15 protein-coding genes and 1 pseudogene are annotated in these 17,298 nt (G+C 44.8%); 1 reads left to right on the top strand and 15 read right to left on the bottom strand.

What is annotated here, in order from left to right; genetic code table 11:
• Positions 1–77 precede the first annotated feature (77 nt).
• A complete protein-coding gene (locus JOD82_RS18645) occupies positions 78–1,109 on the top strand; it encodes a PocR ligand-binding domain-containing protein (protein ID WP_069012503.1) in 1,032 nt (343 codons plus the stop codon).
• 170 nt (positions 1,110–1,279) lie between these two features.
• Here the strand turns inward: JOD82_RS18645 and JOD82_RS18640 are convergent, their stop codons facing one another.
• The 15 genes and pseudogenes from JOD82_RS18640 to JOD82_RS18570 all read right to left on the bottom strand — a co-directional run bounded on the left by JOD82_RS18640 (position 1,280) and on the right by JOD82_RS18570 (position 17,287).
• On the bottom strand, positions 1,280–2,212 hold the full coding sequence (locus tag JOD82_RS18640; RefSeq protein ID WP_069012502.1) for a DUF2167 domain-containing protein: 933 nt from the start codon (positions 2,210–2,212) through the stop codon (positions 1,280–1,282).
• 765 nt (positions 2,213–2,977) lie between these two features.
• Entirely contained in the window at positions 2,978–3,598 is a 621-nt protein-coding gene (locus JOD82_RS18635; protein WP_051718019.1) for a suppressor of fused domain protein, read from the bottom strand.
• 56 nt (positions 3,599–3,654) lie between these two features.
• Complete coding sequence (locus JOD82_RS18630; RefSeq protein WP_069012501.1) at positions 3,655–4,143, bottom strand: hypothetical protein; 489 nt, start codon at positions 4,141–4,143, stop codon at positions 3,655–3,657.
• 10 nt (positions 4,144–4,153) lie between these two features.
• A complete protein-coding gene (locus JOD82_RS18625; protein WP_245231610.1) occupies positions 4,154–6,880 on the bottom strand; it encodes a hypothetical protein in 2,727 nt (908 codons plus the stop codon).
• A gap of 20 nt (positions 6,881–6,900) precedes the next feature.
• On the bottom strand, positions 6,901–7,293 hold the full coding sequence (locus JOD82_RS18620) for a DUF4280 domain-containing protein (protein ID WP_069012500.1): 393 nt from the start codon (positions 7,291–7,293) through the stop codon (positions 6,901–6,903).
• Positions 7,294–7,308: 15 nt separating this feature from the next.
• Complete coding sequence (locus JOD82_RS18615; RefSeq protein WP_069012499.1) at positions 7,309–7,833, bottom strand: hypothetical protein; 525 nt, start codon at positions 7,831–7,833, stop codon at positions 7,309–7,311.
• Entirely contained in the window at positions 7,815–8,462 is a 648-nt protein-coding gene (locus JOD82_RS18610) for a hypothetical protein (RefSeq protein WP_069012498.1), read from the bottom strand. Before JOD82_RS18610 ends, JOD82_RS18615 begins: the two co-directional genes overlap by 19 nt.
• The gene (locus JOD82_RS18605; protein WP_069012497.1) at positions 8,459–9,871 is read right to left on the bottom strand and encodes a contractile injection system protein, VgrG/Pvc8 family; all 1,413 of its coding nucleotides are present in this window, start codon (positions 9,869–9,871) and stop codon (positions 8,459–8,461) included. The genes JOD82_RS18610 and JOD82_RS18605 overlap by 4 nt, the downstream gene beginning before the upstream one ends.
• A complete protein-coding gene (locus JOD82_RS18600; protein ID WP_039272935.1) occupies positions 9,868–10,467 on the bottom strand; it encodes a hypothetical protein in 600 nt (199 codons plus the stop codon). The genes JOD82_RS18605 and JOD82_RS18600 overlap by 4 nt, the downstream gene beginning before the upstream one ends.
• A gap of 25 nt (positions 10,468–10,492) precedes the next feature.
• Positions 10,493–11,269: a DNA and RNA helicase gene (locus JOD82_RS18595; RefSeq protein WP_069012496.1), complete on the bottom strand. Its 777-nt coding sequence runs from the start codon at positions 11,267–11,269 to the stop codon at positions 10,493–10,495.
• A gap of 107 nt (positions 11,270–11,376) precedes the next feature.
• Positions 11,377–11,955: an RDD family protein gene (locus JOD82_RS18590; RefSeq protein ID WP_029515674.1), complete on the bottom strand. Its 579-nt coding sequence runs from the start codon at positions 11,953–11,955 to the stop codon at positions 11,377–11,379.
• Between the two features lie 68 nt (positions 11,956–12,023).
• Positions 12,024–12,578, bottom strand: a pseudogene (locus JOD82_RS18585) (RDD family protein).
• Between the two features lie 20 nt (positions 12,579–12,598).
• Positions 12,599–15,250 (bottom strand): Hsp70 family protein, encoded by a 2,652-nt coding sequence (locus JOD82_RS18580; RefSeq protein WP_029515676.1) that lies wholly within the window; start codon positions 15,248–15,250, stop codon positions 12,599–12,601.
• A 31-nt stretch (positions 15,251–15,281) separates the two neighbouring features.
• A complete protein-coding gene (locus JOD82_RS18575; protein WP_029515677.1) occupies positions 15,282–15,971 on the bottom strand; it encodes a hypothetical protein in 690 nt (229 codons plus the stop codon).
• A complete protein-coding gene (locus JOD82_RS18570) occupies positions 15,968–17,287 on the bottom strand; it encodes a normocyte-binding protein (protein WP_069012495.1) in 1,320 nt (439 codons plus the stop codon). Before JOD82_RS18570 ends, JOD82_RS18575 begins: the two co-directional genes overlap by 4 nt.
• Positions 17,288–17,298 lie beyond the last annotated feature (11 nt).

Below are 17,298 nucleotides of genomic sequence, written 5' to 3'. Positions count from 1 at the left end.
TTTTTTTGCACTAAGGATCACGAATTGTACTTTTTTGTTATCGCTTACAAGATAATTTACTATTAAGGGATGAGATCTTGATACGTGAACATTTGAGCATCCAGAAAATCTTTGATTTAAAAAAGTGGGAGCAGTTGCAGGATTCATTAGCATCCGTTACCCAATTAGCCATTCTCACCGTCGATTATAAGGGGAATCCCGTAACTAGCCACAGCCAATGCCAATCGTTCTGCAAGAAGGTTCGTCAGAATGAGAATCTTCTTCCCTACTGCCAAAAATGTGACTCTCGCGGTGGACTTGAAGCGGTACGTTCCAACAAACCTTATATTTATCTCTGTCATTATGACATCGTCGACATCGCGGTACCGATCATTATTGACGATAAGTACATTGGCGCCGTCATGGCAGGTCAGGTCCGCTTAGCCGATCCTTCGAGTGCCCTACAGCTGGAGCAAATCCTCACGTCAAAAAATGAAAAACTGTACAGTTCCAAATGGGAGGAACTTAAGAACGACTACGCCGATCTGCCCTCCATGACCTATCAGAAAATTCAGACGATCTCCAACATGTTATCCTTACTGTGTAATTATATTGTTGAAGAAGCGATGAACAAAAATCTTCTCGCAGAAATGTTCGAGAAGGCGTCGGCCACACAGTCCACTCCGCAGTTGTCCGAGATCCTTCCTGGCTACTCGCTGGAGCATATTGAAAACCTTAAGAAAGAAATGAATAATTTCTTAGCAAATGCCTATCTGAATTCCTCAGGAGATGTGGATATTTCGTGCGGAAATCCCGTACTCAAACCCGCCTTCGAATATATCTTTGAGCACAAGGGTGAAACTTTTTCTTTGAAAGCCATGGCTGACTTGTGCCACATTAGCCCAAGCTATTTTAGTCGGCTGTTTGCCAAGGAAACGGGTGAGAACTTTTCCAGCTATCTTTCCCGCCTGAAGATTAAATGGGCGAAGCAGTTGCTCGAAGCTACAGATATTCCTGTATCTCAGATCAGTAGCGAGCTCGGCTTTAATGAGCCGGGGTATTTCATTAAAATATTCAAAAAGTATGAAGGAACAACGCCCGCGGTGTACCGAAAGTATTACAAGGGATAAAACAAATGAAAAACAGATGATTCACGGGTCTAACGTCACCATGATCATCTGTTCATATTGTTCTGCTCAAATTACGTATCCAGGTTGTGCTTCTCAGGCTACCTGAGATTGTGTTTTACGCTCAACACCATCTCCTTTTTATCAGCAATTTTATGGAGTGTTTTTTATCTTTACTGTAGTGTTTCTGACTGATCCTGGGCGTTCGTTTCATTGTGCATGGATTCCGATTTTTTCTTGCGAAATAATTTGGCAAAAAACTTGCCTATCACGCCAAACACACCTGCACAAGCAGCACCAATAAGTAGGATAACCTTAATTCCCGCGCCCTTAAAAAAAGCAATGAGTAATGCCAACAAGCCTACTTTTTTAGCTACTGCCAAGCCTGCTCCTCCCAAAATCAACCCGGTTAGGCCGTATTCGGAAATTTTGTCCGTTGAAGCATTAAAATCCTCGTACCGCTCACCTGATTTGACTGTCAGCTTGGGTAATATGTTCTCATTCAAAAACTTCTTATCTGCGTCCAAATGCGCAGGATCGGACACTAATATTGCAGAGATATAACCCTGACGAGTGAGCAAGCGAACATTATAATTGATCAGCTTTTCCTTGTTCCCATCCTCCGCCAACATAGACCAGGTTAGATTATGGGTCGCTTCATTATAAAAAGGCTCGACATCCCAGCCCGTAACATACAAGCGATCACTTTCCGCTTTTTCCTTATTACTCTCTTCCGTCCCCTTTTTATAACTATCTAGAATGGCATCCGCATCGATATCTTCTTTTTCATCATCCTTGATGTGTCCAAGTTCATCGTATTCAAAAACAACTTCCCAATTTTGATTTTCATCTTTCGGAAATATACTCCCAATCTCCTTACCAGATGGCTTGTCATGATTCATCTCGTTTGCCTTTGCTGTGTTAGCTGCATCCAAGAAAAGAAGAGATGAGTCCAGTTCAACCGCAGCCATTTTTCCCAAGTCTACCTTTCGGCCGCCCTCAATCCAATTTAATTGTTCATTAGATGAGGCCCACGCGTTACCCCCACTGAGTAACACCAGACTAAGCGCCAACAGCGCTCCAAAAATCGTTTGGCCCCATTTCATTTTGTTACTACATCTGTTATCTAGTCTCTTGTTCAAAACTCATTACCCCTTTATAAATTCCAATATCTCCCGTGTCCCCAACCATATTAGCCACTGCTTCATATTTTGTCAATTCACAGTAGCAAAGGGAGTTTCCGAGACTTAATACTCATTTTTATACATATGTATGCAAATATTCTAATCTAATCGAACTGAATTTATAACATGTGAATAAGCGATAAGAAAACCTCATAAAGGACAAGCACAATTGCGCAATAGCACTACTTCTCCGTTCCAGTTTCCTACTTATGAATTCCTAAAAGAGGCTTATTCCTTGATACGACAACCCCATTGACTTCTAGCTTAATTTCGAACAATCCATCTAGCATAAAAAATGTCGAATTTCATCAGATTAAGGAATGCATAATTCATCTAACAAGAGACTTTAGTCTTAGTGACTTTTTGCCTGTTTTTAGACATATGTCAACTTTTTTATTTAAAAGAATGTATAGGCTTTCATAGAGTCGATTTAATTAGAAATAAGCTAATAATTGAGTAGCCTTCTAAGAGTTCACTGCTTGTTTTGGAGACTAGGGACTATTCACCAATACTTTATAGTGTCACCATAGCGCACAACTGGTTATTCTCTACGAGAAAAAAACTTATTCCTCTCATGTTCGAGTGAAATAAGTTTTTTAAGATAAATTATAATTTTGGGGCCAATTAATTGTGTGAATTCTTTTTACAATCTGTTATTCTCGCTCTTTTAATTAGCTATTAATATCTTTATTTACATGCATTTAATCTATTAACTTCAACAATATCATTTACGTTGTATTCATCAAACTTTTCAAGAAGAGCACCAAAACCTTTTGATAGTTGAAATTCCATTTCTTCCTGATATATTGGACAAACAACTAAAAATTGTATTGTTTTATCTTTACTTAACATTAACGAGCTAAATCCTTCATCTTCACGAATAGGAGGTAATAATAGCATACAAGTGAAATTATTGTCATTTGCAATTGGTTCTGGAGGATCCCCATTAGGTATAGTGTCTCCATAACAAAACCATGTGTTTCTTTCATGCGGGAACTTGCCAAGTTTTCTTAGCCAACCAAATGGCCAATAATCTTTAAAATCTTTAATATCCTCTTTAGCCACAGGCCATGATGCCGGAAGATACATGATAAGTTCTGTATATTCCCAATCTTTATTATCTTCTGAAACTTGTGCAGGTAATAAGCTCATTCCTGACGTTATAATAGTATGAAAGTCTCTTTGGTCGTTTGCTCGAAAAATGATTAAGTTTATATTTAGACTTTCTGAAACGGTCTCTATATTTATTAAATCTGGCTCACCAATGTATTTCTTATAATGTTCTAATAATTGATTATTTATATCCAATATTATCACTTCCTCTTATAAGCAATCTCTTTGTATTGAAGTCCTCCCATAGGCTGTTAGAATACCAATAGGCTTCCTTGAGGCCACTTCCCTTTCCAACCACAAGGTATATGTCCTGAATTATATATTTCCAACAATTCTGTATGAAAGCCTGGTTTTACATACGTGCTATAGGCATATTCCATCATTGCAGTAAGCAAATCCCACTCAACGCTCTCATATATACAATTGTTTAATTTATTTCTTTCTATAAAAGTAGAAATATTTTTAAGGACTCCATCCTTAAGTAATAATTTAGCCTCCATAGTAATATTATTCCACTGTCTGTATTCTTCTCGCCAATTCTCATGTAGAGTCGAAGTTAGTTGATTTCTTATTTGGAGTCTAACATTATCCCAAGTAGAATTAACTTTTTTTTCAACATCAACCCAGTTACGTATTTGCGTAACATTAACATTGAGTGTAGCATTAATAGCATCCCCACAGTTACTGAAAAAGTCAATTTTAGATATTGTATTATCGTAAAAATCCTTTACTTCGTTCATTTTCTTCCCCTCAGTTTAGTTTTATTTTTTGAAATAAATATTTATATATAGAATTTATTTGTCCTGGTATTTTTGGTATTGGATCATCATCTTGTAAACCATATTTTAACCGTTGGCTTCTAGCTTTCTCCACTACATCTAAGGTTTGTTTTTCGGTTAATCCGGCCTTTCTCAACGATTTATATAATGCTACGTTATATTCAGCATTTGTAGGAATTAAACCTATTTTATCCCCTTTTCTATATCTATTAAAAAATTCTTCCATAGTTTTATGTGCCATAAAATGTGGTGAACCAACATCCTTAAATGCATTGCCCTCTAATTCGATAGTATATCCTTCATCTGACGGGATTACCTGTTTGCCATTCCCATCTTTTTTAAATGCAGCATCTTGATTAAGGTGATGCTTTTGCTTCCCAGATTTATCATATTTCCACTCACCATACTTCTTAACAGTTACTTTTTCTTTACTTCCTACTGTTCCCTCAACCTTTTTCGCCGCGTTCTCTTCCATTTCCTTCATGACCTTGTTGTAATTCTTCTGCACATCCGTCTGTGGAAGTGGTCCGCTGTCCATCTTATTAACGTGCGGAACTGGCGCTCCGTTGGCTGTGGCCAACTTCCCGGGGCTGAGGCCGTCTGCCATTTTACTCAGCTGCTCATTGAACTTCTGTCCCAGTTTACTGCCGGCCTGCTCCAGCTTGGTTACAGCTTTGCCAAAGCCTGCCCCGACTGCATCTACACCTTTGCTAATCCATTGCGGTGTAACTTTGCTGCCTACTTTTTCAGCGAATCCGCCAATGGCCTTGCCTACTTTGGAATCCAGTACGCCTACGGTGACAAAACCCAATCCCGCGTCCTTTGCTACTGAGCCCCAGTTGATCTTTTCACCACTCAGCACCTGACTCGCTAGATTTTCCGCGGCATTTGTGACACCGCCGATCGCTGCTTTCCTCAGTAAGGTTCCCCCTACACCGAGAGGGCCAAAGATTGCTCCAGATACCGCCCCGATTCCCGATTCCTTCAAGCCGGTCAGGGCATAGTCGCTGAAGTCGCTCACTTCCCCTCGGGCGATATCTGATGCGGCCAAGCTTGCTACACCCAAGCCACCCGCCAGCAGCGCTCCTCCGGCTACCGCTGCAATGACCACCGTACCCGCTCCAAGCGTCGCTACCGTAATGGCTGCTACCACGGCTACGGCTCCCACAACTGCCAAACCGCCCAAAATATTCATCCCCAGCTTGCCCCAGTTAAACGGTTCAGGGGGTGGCGGCGGTGGAGGTGGCTCGCCTTCCTTCGGTTCATCATCAAACGGCGGGTATGCAGTTCGGTCGCTACCGTCCGCCCAGACGTTTCCTCCCAACACGTGGTATTCGTTTTCTACCGAAAGCCCCGTGCTTCCTCCCGTTTGATACGCCATGACCTGGCTGGTTCCATCAATAATGATTTTCTTCGGCGTATTCAGAATGATTTCTTGCTCTGCTTCTAACGATAACTTCTTGGGACTAGTTAATTCAATCCCAGTAGCATCGTCCAGACTCATCTGCAATGTCCCACCCGGATCACCCATGATATGGATGCGACCCGGTGCCATTTTCAGCTCACTTCCATGCTCCGTTCCAAAATATCGATCATTAGGATTACTCGTTTTCGCGCAACCGTCTCCATTTGTACGAACCGCACCCAAAATCATTGCTCTGGAACCAGACGCATCTGGAAAGTACAGGCTTGCCTGTGTTCCCACCTTCGGCATACTGTACATCGCACTTCCCGTTGGGGGAGCGAACGGATACCAATGCGGCTCGGATACCCCATCATCCTTATCAATCGCCAGCCGCAGCTTCACTTCCTCTCCCCGTACCGCAATGACCTCTCCTTCCAGAGAAATTCCGATTGTTTTGGGATTGGGGATGAAATCACTGCGAATGCCCTCTGCGCGGGCCAACACATAACTGAATAGCAAATGCCCCTTTTCCATGCGGCTTCGCAATTCAGTTACAATCATTATTTTCTGGCGAAATTGCACCTCGTCTCCAAGAGCATACCGTTCTCCGCTTTCAATCTCGTATTTGAAAAAGTCGGTATCATGTAGCCCGGCTGACTTTCCGCCTGCCCGCTGATAGCCCTTTAAATCCTTACTTGCCGTATATGGCGTATCCTTCCGAATTGTTCGCTGGGTGCCAGCAGGCATGCCGAAATACAGCTTCGGCGATGCGGACTCCCATATGTCGCTGACCACCACTGTATGTAAACGGCTCGCCATCCGTTTCATAAACTCCCAGTCGGTTTCATCATACTGTAAAATGGCTTCGCCTACCGACTGCTCTCCAGTCTGGTACAAGACATCACTTCGCTCATAGCCTTGAGCAAGCTTATTCACTAACTGTTTATATGTGTGTTTCTCCTCAGGAAAAGACCGCTTTCTTTTGACAATATCCAGCTCAAATGAGCCACTGATTCCTTCCAGTGTAAGTGTATACACTCCATTATGGTTCTCAACTTCTACCGTATGGACGACACCCTTAAACAAGCTGATTTCCTCTTGTCCATTCTGCGCATACACATGTAGCTGATCCTCTGAGGTCGCATCCAGCGCAGCCGTGGCATGACTCGACTCCTTACAAATGCCTGTGAGTGTAATACGCCCATGCTCACCCGGCTTCCACTCGATCTGAACATCCTTTAAGACCTGAATGGGGTAGGGGGAATCTATTCGAATCTGATCATATCCTATCATGTTTCAAACCTCCCTTCCAGCTACTCCTCCTGCTGGCCATTCGTATGAAATTCGATAAATCCATGATATAAACAACTCTGAAATGAAGAGGTCGTCAAGGCTGGCTGGCCTTCCACCTTTGTCGGTTCTTTTGTGTTTTTCCACTTATCCGTCAGCATTGGTAGGCATGGCTTCCCTGAGATTGTGGATCCATCTTCGGCGATCAGATATATAGTCTCGGCACTCGGCTGTTCTGGACTGGTACAAATTCCAAAATGAGGGACATTCTCAGGAGAATAATCTCCTTCATTCATCATGGGTTTACCGTTAACATAAGCCCCGTGGCTGTTCGGCAAATTGATCTTTCGAGGATGGGTCCCGCAAGTGCAACGCATACAAGCCCCCCGTACGACATAATACTCATTGTCTGACATGTGCCCTTTCCCTCCCTATTTCACCTGAATTTGCTCCAAAGCGATCCCGGTATAATCACGCCGCAGTATACTTTCTGCAATGTCCAAACGGACGATGATCATCGGGATAGCACTCTCCTGGATTGTAAATATCTTGTGGCCCCGAATAGCATCTGCACGTAATACCAGCTTTCTAAGCACACTTTGATCTAAATTCCATTCGCTTTCTGGATGTACTGCTGCAAGCCGCTCCACAAAAGGAATATAGTAATTCTTCTGTATCCTCTGTTCGATCTGAGTAAGTATCGTTAATTTCATAGGCATCTCCGGCACATAGGCCTGGACAAGGCGTTTTAAAGCATCTGAAATGAGTGGGATGGGACTTTCTAGATAATCAATAAAAATACTTTCTGCATCTGCCTTCACGTGAAACATCAATGGCTTGACAATATCCTCCGGCTGCAAATCATACAGCTTCCACGGATCAATCGTTTCCATCACCTTTTGTAGCGCAGGAACATGGGTATACCGCACATCCTGTTTTAAGAGGAAATAATCCATAAAGATTCCTCCTTTCGTGTCTCAGCTCCCTCACTACGCGTAAAACGGCACAATATTTCGCTATCATCTCGATACTCTCCAGCAAATATCGTGCATACATTTGCTTTTGGCATCCTTTCTAACGAAGGGGAAGCTATAAAAACTGGCATCTGGCTTTTCAAGAACTCTACAGTGAGCAGATGGTATTTGACCGCCTCAATTTGTTGAATTTGTTCAATATCCATCGTCGAGATCTTACGGGCATAATCTGATTTAAGCTTTTCCAGCTTAGTCATACGATTGAACAGAGGCTCGAAAACAAAGTCTGCCGACCATTCCACAGCGCATTCAGTCTCATCCAGAAACCAATTTTCATCATAGGCATCTAGACGATAAACCGCTTTATTTTTCGCAACACGAGTTCTGAGCAAGGAGATATAAATATATCGAATATCCCCCTTACGACCTTGCTCGTGCTGAAGGGTAGCGAGCTGGCATAGCGACTCTAGAGCTGCTATAAGCTCGTCTTCAATGGCTTGCTGGCGCGTCAGAAAGTTGTTTTCAATAAGAGCCAAATCATGTATCCATTCCGTAAATACGTGCTTTTCCAGCAAATCCTGCAACGCAGCATCCCGATCCATGAGCTTCATTCAATGTTCACCTTACCCCCGGTTAATCTCACATCGTCCATGATGTCGAGTTTGGCTCCGGATTGAATAAAACTTACGCCTTCTTTCCCCTCCATAATAATTTTCGCTCCCCCTGTAATTTGGATATCTTCCTGAGCAGACAGGGTTATTTTTTTGTTACTATTAATTTCGATCCCGCCTTCATCCGTGAGACGCATGAGCATTTGCCCACTGTTGATAATTTCTACTGCACCAGGCTTGAAAACGACTTGTTTGCCGTATTTGGTGCTGATACTTTTAACCGCAGGATCACTTCTTTTAACAGGATCAGAGGAGGCAAGATCGACAGAACTGGCGGCAAAAGCATGCTGCTCCCGTTCATCCGGAAAGTACAGACGGATTTGATCCCCTGCTTCCGGCATAACATACCAGCCGCTGCCATCAGGAGAAGAATAAACCGTAGAATAGGGAAACCACATAGCCCCGGATGCACTCGAGCCTTGATCAATTTCCAGCTTGATTTTTACTTTCTCTTTGGAAATATCAATCACCTTGCCAAACAGAGAGGCTCCTGACAGATCATAGGCATAGACAGTTGGGCATTTTAACCCATGTTCATCACGTAAAATGTAACGATTCACGATCAGATTTCCTTCTGTGGTCGTTTCCGCCTTGGCTATGTAAAGCGTTCTTTTGTGAAAAATGACGGAACTACCGAGTTCTAGCACTTTGTTGCTGGTCACTTCATAGCTCAAGCTGTTAGACTCGCCATATTCCGGCAGTCCGTTACGGGACATGAGCTTGTGCTCCTTCAAGTCTTTTTTTATGGAATAGTTATGTTCGTTCAGCGATTGAGGGGCACTAGAATGGGGGACACCAATCACATATTTCAGTCCTTGTTGCATCGTAATTGGAATTAAAGCAGCATGTAGCCGAGAAGCAATTCTTTTGACAAAGGCCCAGTCCGTTTCATTATATTGCACTAATAATTCACCGATAGCTGCGCTATGAGAAGCCTCATCAATCACTTCTGCATCAGTATATGAACTTGTAACATGCGAAAACAGTTTGTTATACGACTCTCCTGTTTTTTGGAATGAACGACGTTTAGGGCGAATGTCCATCATTAAGGTTTCACTGCTAGCCTCAATCGTAAGCTCGCGTACTCCGTTTACAGCTTTTACAGCAATATTCGTGACGATTCCCTGAAAAAACCGGATCTCCTTGCCTTCACTTTTTAAGAAGACTTCGATGTGCTCATCTTCATCTGCTTTTTCTACGTATTGATCCAGCTTGTCCTCCGAAACAATTCCACGTATGCAGAAGCTCACATGTTCGTTTAACTGTTTAATGAGATGGATACTTAATACACGCTGAAACTGATAAGGGGCCACTTGTACATCTGCCGTGGTGTAAATGGGGTTACTCATTCATATCCCTCCTTTTCTGCCTCGTCAACCGTTTGAATGGTGCGTATCATCTGTAGGGCGACATCCCGCCATTCAGCATACTGCTTATACGGACAACAAAATGTTCCCATGACCGTCTTTCCTTCCAGCTCAAAGTAAAACATATTGTGGTAGATGGGCTGGTCCAGCGCAGGACTTTTAAAGTCAAAATAGCCAATCTGCTTACCATGTACCTCTTCTATTTTTTCTTCATAAAATACATGGGCAGGATTCATATTTTTCATCATTGCCTTCATGCCAGAAGTGAGCTGTTCCACCCATTCATCTTGTAGCGTCTGGTCCACCCGATTCAGGGTAACATCCACACTGCCCAAATCATTCGTCAAAATCATTTCTGGACGTTGCTCATGAGGATATTTAATCTTTTGCAAATGCTTGGGCATTGGACTAAAGATAGAGGGGACATGCATTTTCAGCCGATCCTTAAAGAAAGACCGCTCTTCAAACACATAGGATTGACCGTCAATGATTATGGGTCCTGCTAAAATATTGTTAGGCCTCTTCAGCTTCTCCATCTCACGGAGCTGATCCAAAATCTTTTCATCCTCATATTTCATAATGCACACTCCTCTACCTGATTTTCTAATCCACAATCATCCGTCCGGCTCCGCCGCCCTGCCAACGGCCTGCTGTTCGTTTTCCACGTCCGGCGCCTTCCAGAATAAGAACTAGCTGTCTATGCAACTGAGCATGAGAATAATCTCTGTATTCCGCACCATTTCGGTTTGCGATGTAATGCTGAATGGATTCCCTGTCTACAACTTCCGAGTTCAGGCACATCAACGCAAACATACAATCCATCGGATCTGATGCACCACTTTTAAGCAGCTCGGATGCGAAGTAGCGCATCGTCTCCGGGCGCAATGTACTCTGCTTCAAACCCGCAAAAGGAGCATGGATATCACTCCATGTATTGAATTCCGTTGCCATGTCGGCAAAATCCTGATAATCCGAGCGAAGCACGGCTCCCTCTTTGAGCTTGAATCGGCCCAGCTCCATCTCATCCAGACCGATTTCTGCCTCATCCTCCAGCACGATATCTGCATGATGGGCTGTGAAATCCGGGCGATCTGTTTGTTCCAAAAAGAGCAGCTTCAACACCGACAGCCGCCCTGTGGCCGCATACGACACTTCCTGCTCCTGCTCCAGCAGATACAATCTACCCTTGTGCTTCACGATGCCTCTACCAATGGTTAGCGTGTACTCCCCGACAGTTACGTTCATTCCTGTAATGATGCCATCCGAATAATCCTGATACCGGATATCGAGAAAGCTGCGGGGGTAGTCCCGCAGGTTCTCTAGCATCTCGGTTTTGAGAATACGGCCTTTCTCGAACTTCGGCACGATATGGGTTAACATGTGGTTTCCTCCTCTCCGTGCCGATTTCGGCACAAGTGTCGCCCGGCACCTCAGTAATGACATTGCGTAGCAACGTTATGCGCCAGCCGGGTCGCTCTGCGACGTCATTACTGCTCTTCTTTATTCAAGGGAACGGACAACCGATTCACACCGGGTGCAGGAGCCGGGACAGGCATCTCTGTCAGCGATGGATTTTGCTTAATATACTCAGAGTAGTCCAGCCAATTTTTGTTCACCACATAGGTACGAGCGATTTTGTCATGCAACGCCTGCTTTTTTTCAGTGAAAGCTGCCATGATATAGCCTACAAATATAGTGACTAAGCTAATGATTTTACCCCAGTAGCGGGCGTTGGCCCGTCCGAAAGATATTTTTTCATTATTTTCATCCGCAACGACAATCCCCGCAGCCAGCTTGCCGACCGTTCCTCTGCATTTTGATGATTCCATGATGGTGTGGTAAAGCCAATCCAATAAAAGAGGGCCAAAAATAATAATAGCTCCCAAAATTCTCACCGACACATCGTCTAAGTGTGAAACAAACTCCGAAAAATTCGGCATTTTTACGAACGCAGAGACAAACCCTATCGTCACAAACGGCAACGTATCAATCAAACGAATAGTCACAAATAAAATAGTATAATCTAGCAAATGGGCTAAAAATCTTTTCCAAAAACCAGCGTACATCCTACTGCTCCTCCTGTTTAAAGCCTGCTGTTCATCAGAATCTTTGAATCTGTGTGCCAACCTAAATGTTACATTCCAGCTCCGCGCCCAGCCTGCTCACGAAGGATATAATTCAGCTCGCGTTTGTCCACAACGTAGGTACGGGCAATCAGATCGTGGAGAGCCTGTTTTCTCGCCGTAAAGGCTGCCATAATAAAGCCGGCGAACAAAATGATGACTGATAGAAGCTTACTCCAGTAGCGGGCACTAGCACGTCCAAAGCTGAGCTTGTGATTAAACTCATCTACTACAACGATGCCGAGAGCCAGCTTGCCCACCGTGGCTTTGCATTACGATGATTCCATAAGCGCATAATATAGCCATATAGCTCCCCAATTCAGCAAGGTCTGTCCTATTACTTTCATGGTAACAATAGAAGACGATCCGTCTGAGAGCAAAGAGCTTTCTGCCGGAGACGGTACCCAATCCCCTAAGGTCCGAATTACCATCCAGATCAATCCAAATATTAAAAATACAAACCATAGAATAAGGCCATCGATGATATAAGCCAAAGTTCGTTTCCAAAAACCTGCATACAGCACGTTATCCCCTCCAAGTGTTGTGTACTTTTCTAATTTCAGCATTTTGCAAAACCCTTAATTTACTATTTCGTGCCGTCAAAGAAATCCAGCTCGGAGAGATCATTCTCGAAGGCAAAAAAGCGTTTGGGTCCCAGATGCAGCAATTCATCTCGGCGAGTAATCGGCACTACATAAAAGCCCCAGCGGCTATCTCCGACAAAAACAAAATATTTCGTTTCCCCATTACGGATGGAGTCCGTATCATCCTGCGGGATATCCCGCCCGTACAGCACTGCAATTTCCTCATACGGCATGGGTTCAAAAGCTTCTGGCCGACTACGATACACATGGCGCTGACGCAGCTTGCCGCCGTCGGCCGTCAGGAAGAACTCCACCTCAGCCGCATGAGACGGCCGGGAAATAGAACCGCGTACCCGATTGCTTTCCAAACTCGCAATCAGCTCCTTCTCGCGTCCCGTATGCGTCCATGCGCTGACCGTGTACGGAATAGCCGGAATATGATTGGTAATGACAGGCTCAATCGTGCCCATTTTTTTAGCGTTCAGGTAACGGATAGCCCCGCGCAGACAGGCCATTTTCAACTCAGGTACCCGGCTGAGGTCCTCTGCCTTTTGACGAAACTCAATACTGCGCCCCGGTACAAATTCCTTGAGTGCTTCGCGAAATACGTCAATCCGGCAGGATTGCCCGGTTAGCTTGATAATCGAATAATCCTGCAAGCGTCCCTCCAGATAAAACTCATCCAGAAACTTGCGCACAATATTGTAGATGTCCGCCTTAAGAAGCTGCTGTATTTCCCGAATGTTAAACACCACATCAGGCAAACCATATTCATCACGAAACCGTCCGTTCTCGATGACTGAAACCAGCCAACGGTCCATCACTGCAATGTTCAGGTCGCTTTCAGCAGATAATACCTGCTCGGATTCGAAGCGGCTGCGCAAGATCCCCGTACGTAGAAAAAATTCCTTTTTCATATTTTCTGCCGCGCTCCACAACAGATGAAAATTACTCAGTACCCGCTGATATTCATCCCGTGTAGCATGCTCATACTGTTTGAACGCGGTAGGCAAGATGGCCTCTGCCTCTCGGTAGCGCTCCTCCAGTCCCGCATATACAGCATCTACACCAAACTCATCCACATGACGGTACAAATCTCCCGAAGGAATGCCGATCAGGGCATCAATATCGGTGTCAGGCAAACGCGTCTCGGCAGCATAATAACCTGCAAATACAATTTTCATAAACTGCATAATCCGATACGTCAGATTATTGCCGCCAAAGTTGGTATCCCCGTTTTCATATGTTGTGTGAATATCCAGCTTGTAAGCAATACGTCCGTCCTCAATTCGGAATCGGCAGGAAGACAAATCTGTCGTGCCTCCACCACAATCAATAACAAGTGCCTGGTACTCCTCACCGTCCGCAAAAGTCCCTCGTTCCATCTGGTCTGCCAGCGTGTTGTACAGCACAGCCAGCCCTTCGTCCAGCGCATCCTCCGCTTCAATCTGGTAATCAGGCAAAATATCACTAAACATCTCTATAAACTGGGGCTGCAGCTTTACCGGAGCAGAAAAGTGCAGGTTGCGGAACCGACACTTAAATTGCTGCTCGGCTGTAGCAATCACATAACGGATAAAAGCAGCTAAAATATCACTGCGGGAAGCGGTTGCTGTATTCCCCTCGGAATCCATTAATTCCTCAATTCTCTTATAATCGTTGACCCACCGCTTGATCCCCCGCAATACTGTTGCACGGCTTCCTGCCACGTCAGATCCACGTAGTGCATCCTCCCCAAATACATAAAGGATATGTTCTGGATTGGAGCAATCTGCGACGCGAATAGCAGTCGGCAATACTTCGATCCAGTCGCCTTCTGCCCCTTCTGGGCCGGGGAATGACACATAATTGATGGCGTTCAGCCTTACTGTGCTGCTCATACCTGTATCAGGAGCCGTAACGTAGGAGCTATCCAAATAAGCACCTGCTGTGGTGTTCGAGGTGCCAAAATCAATCGCAAGTACCGCATCTGTAGTTTCCGTGCCCCGAATGATCAGCTCTGCCACCGGAATCCGGTGACCTTGAAGCTTCAGCGGCAGCATTGGCTTATCTCCATAGTAGAGGTTATAAAAATATTCTGATTCCTGTCTTCGCAGAAACAGCAGGCTATAACTATGATTGGACGTCTCTCGCAGTTCAGCATCACGATGACGAGAAAGATAATATACGCCTGTTCGTGTCTCATCCTTCACCAAATTCAAAACACCGCACAGTTCTCCTGTTGCATTCACCAGCAGCACATTAGATGAGCTCAGCCAAGGCAAATCGGATTCAATCCGGTAGTTGTCCATGCGACCTGTGCGTACACCCTGATACAGCGTGATTTTGGCGGGAACCCGGATGCCGCTGCTCTCCTGCCGACGGTCGTTCCAGTTTCGCTGTAGTGCCGATTCCATGCGTTCAAAGCCGCCAGGATTTGGCCTTGTGATGAGTAAATGCTCTTCCGCGCTCCGAAAACGTAAAATCACGCGAATCAACTCTTCACGTGCCAGGCGATTGGCAAAGCCCTCGACCAGTCGTTCCTTATCGCATATTCCGCGTAACTGAAAGGTCGTCATTTGCTCCAATTCCGCCCGCGTGTATTTCGCCGTGAAGCGTATGCTTTTTCGATCGGTGAGCGGGTCTAGCAACCTGTATGTATAGGGTCCGTTCATCGTTCACATGTCCTTTCTTAGCCATTTAGCCTTAATAGAGGGCGATAGCGTCTATTTTCATCGTAGGATCTTCCTCCAAAATGCCGAAATGACTTGTCCAATACAATTCCGTCGTAAAACGTGCCGGAAGAAACAAATCCAGAATCAAATCCACTTTAATCCGTGACAATGGTGTCTCCTCTTGGCCGATATAGATGAGCAGTTCGTCTTTTTCCTCACAATTGGTGTAAATGATTGAGCGATGAAAGACGCGCCGCATCGTTTCTTTTAGCAAATGTACGGCTTCTCCCGTCTCATACAGGCGCAGCAATCCTTCAGCAATCACGTCCTGATCCTCACGGTTTAATTGTCCAAAGCCTTCCTTTACCTTCGGGCCAAAAATGCCCTCTGCAATATCACGCTGAACAAACCGGATATGGTACTCCCGCCGATTCATCCCTTGATACAAGTCCATTTCCGCCAGGAAATGCATCATAATATCAAATAGCGATTCTCTCAGCTCTAGATACTCTTCAGCATCCGGTGGAAACAGATCCCGAAAAATAGAATAAAAGCGGTAGTACGGATTGATTTCCACTACCTGCTCCAAATGGGAAGTATTCAACTCTGCCAGACTAAGCTCCATATACGGAGAGTAGCTGACAGCGGGTACGAAGCGGAATTTATCTACATCCAGCCCCTGTTCCCTCGCGCGCATGAGCAAATCCCAGACGTAATTCACACCCATTCTCCTTCACACTTGTACTCCGGAAAATACATCTGCACTTCTGATACTAGAAAGCTCATTAAATCGGATAAAATATAAGCAGGCGCAGTGGGCAAAACATCGTCAGAACCACGTCTGAACCCCAAACGCATGATCTGCTTGCCTTCCTCTGTCCGTACGTTATCGCTGACAAACGGATTTAACGGATACGTCTGGGTTTTGGTTAAAAGGTTGCTTACATCATTTCTCCCTGCACCTCCCCAGATGTCTACACGTTCCAGCTCAAGCCCCTGCGCTGCTTCAAACGAGTTTACGATGCGCATGATTTCCGCTTTGGCACGGACAATCACGGCCTGTTTTCCTGCATAGCGGCCCAAAAAGCTGTCCTGTCGCCGATTGGACAATAACGGATAAGTCTGACGACTAAGTCTCGTTGTAACAGGCTTCGTAACCTTCAACACATTCCATTCGCCAGACTTATCACGTGGTGTGACAATCGTCAGTTCCTCTTCTGTACGCTTGATATACCGGATATCGCCTTCAGTCCCGTCAATCAAGTAACCATGCTCAGGACCTGTTTTTCGCAAAGGTAGCACATGCTCATAATTCACACGATCCATAGCGGGTATAGGAAAGCCGCTGTTCTTTAGAGATAGCCTTTCAATGTTCCAAAGCGGAAAAACGTCACCCTTCTTAAAACCGTCGAATTCCTCCAATGAAATTGTAATTTCATGAATTTCTTCATGGGCGGCCGGCTCGCCGTCTCCACCAATCAATACACAGTCCACAAACTTATAAGCGTACGGGTGATTAATTGTTTTCCACGGCATGCCATTTTGCATAAACGTGTGATATAACTGCTCAATCTCTAAAATATAAGAACGGTTATGCTCCAGACGAAAACGAATCGGATAATTGCCGGTTTCCGTGACCAACATTCCTGAGAAAATTCGTTTGCTTCGCACCAGTGCTGAGATTCGTTCGGTCTCCATCTCAAGGAAAAGCGTAAACAGCGGCATCGATCCGCCTTCGCGTACCACCTCTGCCACATGGCTGATGTCAATCTGCTTTTCCTCCGTATCAGACGGTAACACAGGGTATAAAAATTCATGAATCGGGTCATAGTCCTCACGCGATGTCAATGACACGTACACATCAATCTTTTCTTCCGTATTCTCAATTTCCTCAAATACCCGCCGTTCTAGCTGGCGGGTCATTTCTTCCTGATATTCGACGAGGTTCATAAATACCCCCGCCATCATATTTTTCAGTAAACGTCTCTGCTCCAAATCGTCCATCTTGCTCAAACGGTCCTGTACCAGCTCTTTCACGACGTCTCACT

The organism is Paenibacillus sp. 1182, from assembly GCF_017833915.1.
Taxonomy (GTDB): Bacteria; Bacillota; Bacilli; order Paenibacillales; family Paenibacillaceae; genus Paenibacillus; species Paenibacillus polymyxa_D.
This window is presented reverse-complemented; position numbering and strand designations above follow the sequence as displayed.

What these genes read in the sequence shown, in the direction of transcription:
- JOD82_RS18625 (WP_245231610.1), bottom strand. Translation starts at nt 6,880, where the DNA reads ATGATAGGATATGATCAGATTCGAATAGATTCCCCCTACCCCATTCAG.
- JOD82_RS18580 (WP_029515676.1), bottom strand. Translation starts at nt 15,250, where the DNA reads ATGAACGGACCCTATACATACAGGTTGCTAGACCCGCTCACCGATCGA.
- JOD82_RS18590 (WP_029515674.1), bottom strand. Translation starts at nt 11,955, where the DNA reads ATGTACGCTGGTTTTTGGAAAAGATTTTTAGCCCATTTGCTAGATTAT.
- JOD82_RS18610 (WP_069012498.1), bottom strand. Translation starts at nt 8,462, where the DNA reads ATGAAGCTCATGGATCGGGATGCTGCGTTGCAGGATTTGCTGGAAAAG.
- JOD82_RS18630 (WP_069012501.1), bottom strand. Translation starts at nt 4,143, where the DNA reads ATGAACGAAGTAAAGGATTTTTACGATAATACAATATCTAAAATTGAC.
- JOD82_RS18620 (WP_069012500.1), bottom strand. Translation starts at nt 7,293, where the DNA reads ATGTCAGACAATGAGTATTATGTCGTACGGGGGGCTTGTATGCGTTGC.
- JOD82_RS18615 (WP_069012499.1), bottom strand. Translation starts at nt 7,833, where the DNA reads ATGGATTATTTCCTCTTAAAACAGGATGTGCGGTATACCCATGTTCCT.
- JOD82_RS18600 (WP_039272935.1), bottom strand. Translation starts at nt 10,467, where the DNA reads ATGAAATATGAGGATGAAAAGATTTTGGATCAGCTCCGTGAGATGGAG.
- JOD82_RS18595 (WP_069012496.1), bottom strand. Translation starts at nt 11,269, where the DNA reads ATGTTAACCCATATCGTGCCGAAGTTCGAGAAAGGCCGTATTCTCAAA.
- JOD82_RS18605 (WP_069012497.1), bottom strand. Translation starts at nt 9,871, where the DNA reads ATGAGTAACCCCATTTACACCACGGCAGATGTACAAGTGGCCCCTTAT.
- JOD82_RS18640 (WP_069012502.1), bottom strand. Translation starts at nt 2,212, where the DNA reads ATGAAATGGGGCCAAACGATTTTTGGAGCGCTGTTGGCGCTTAGTCTG.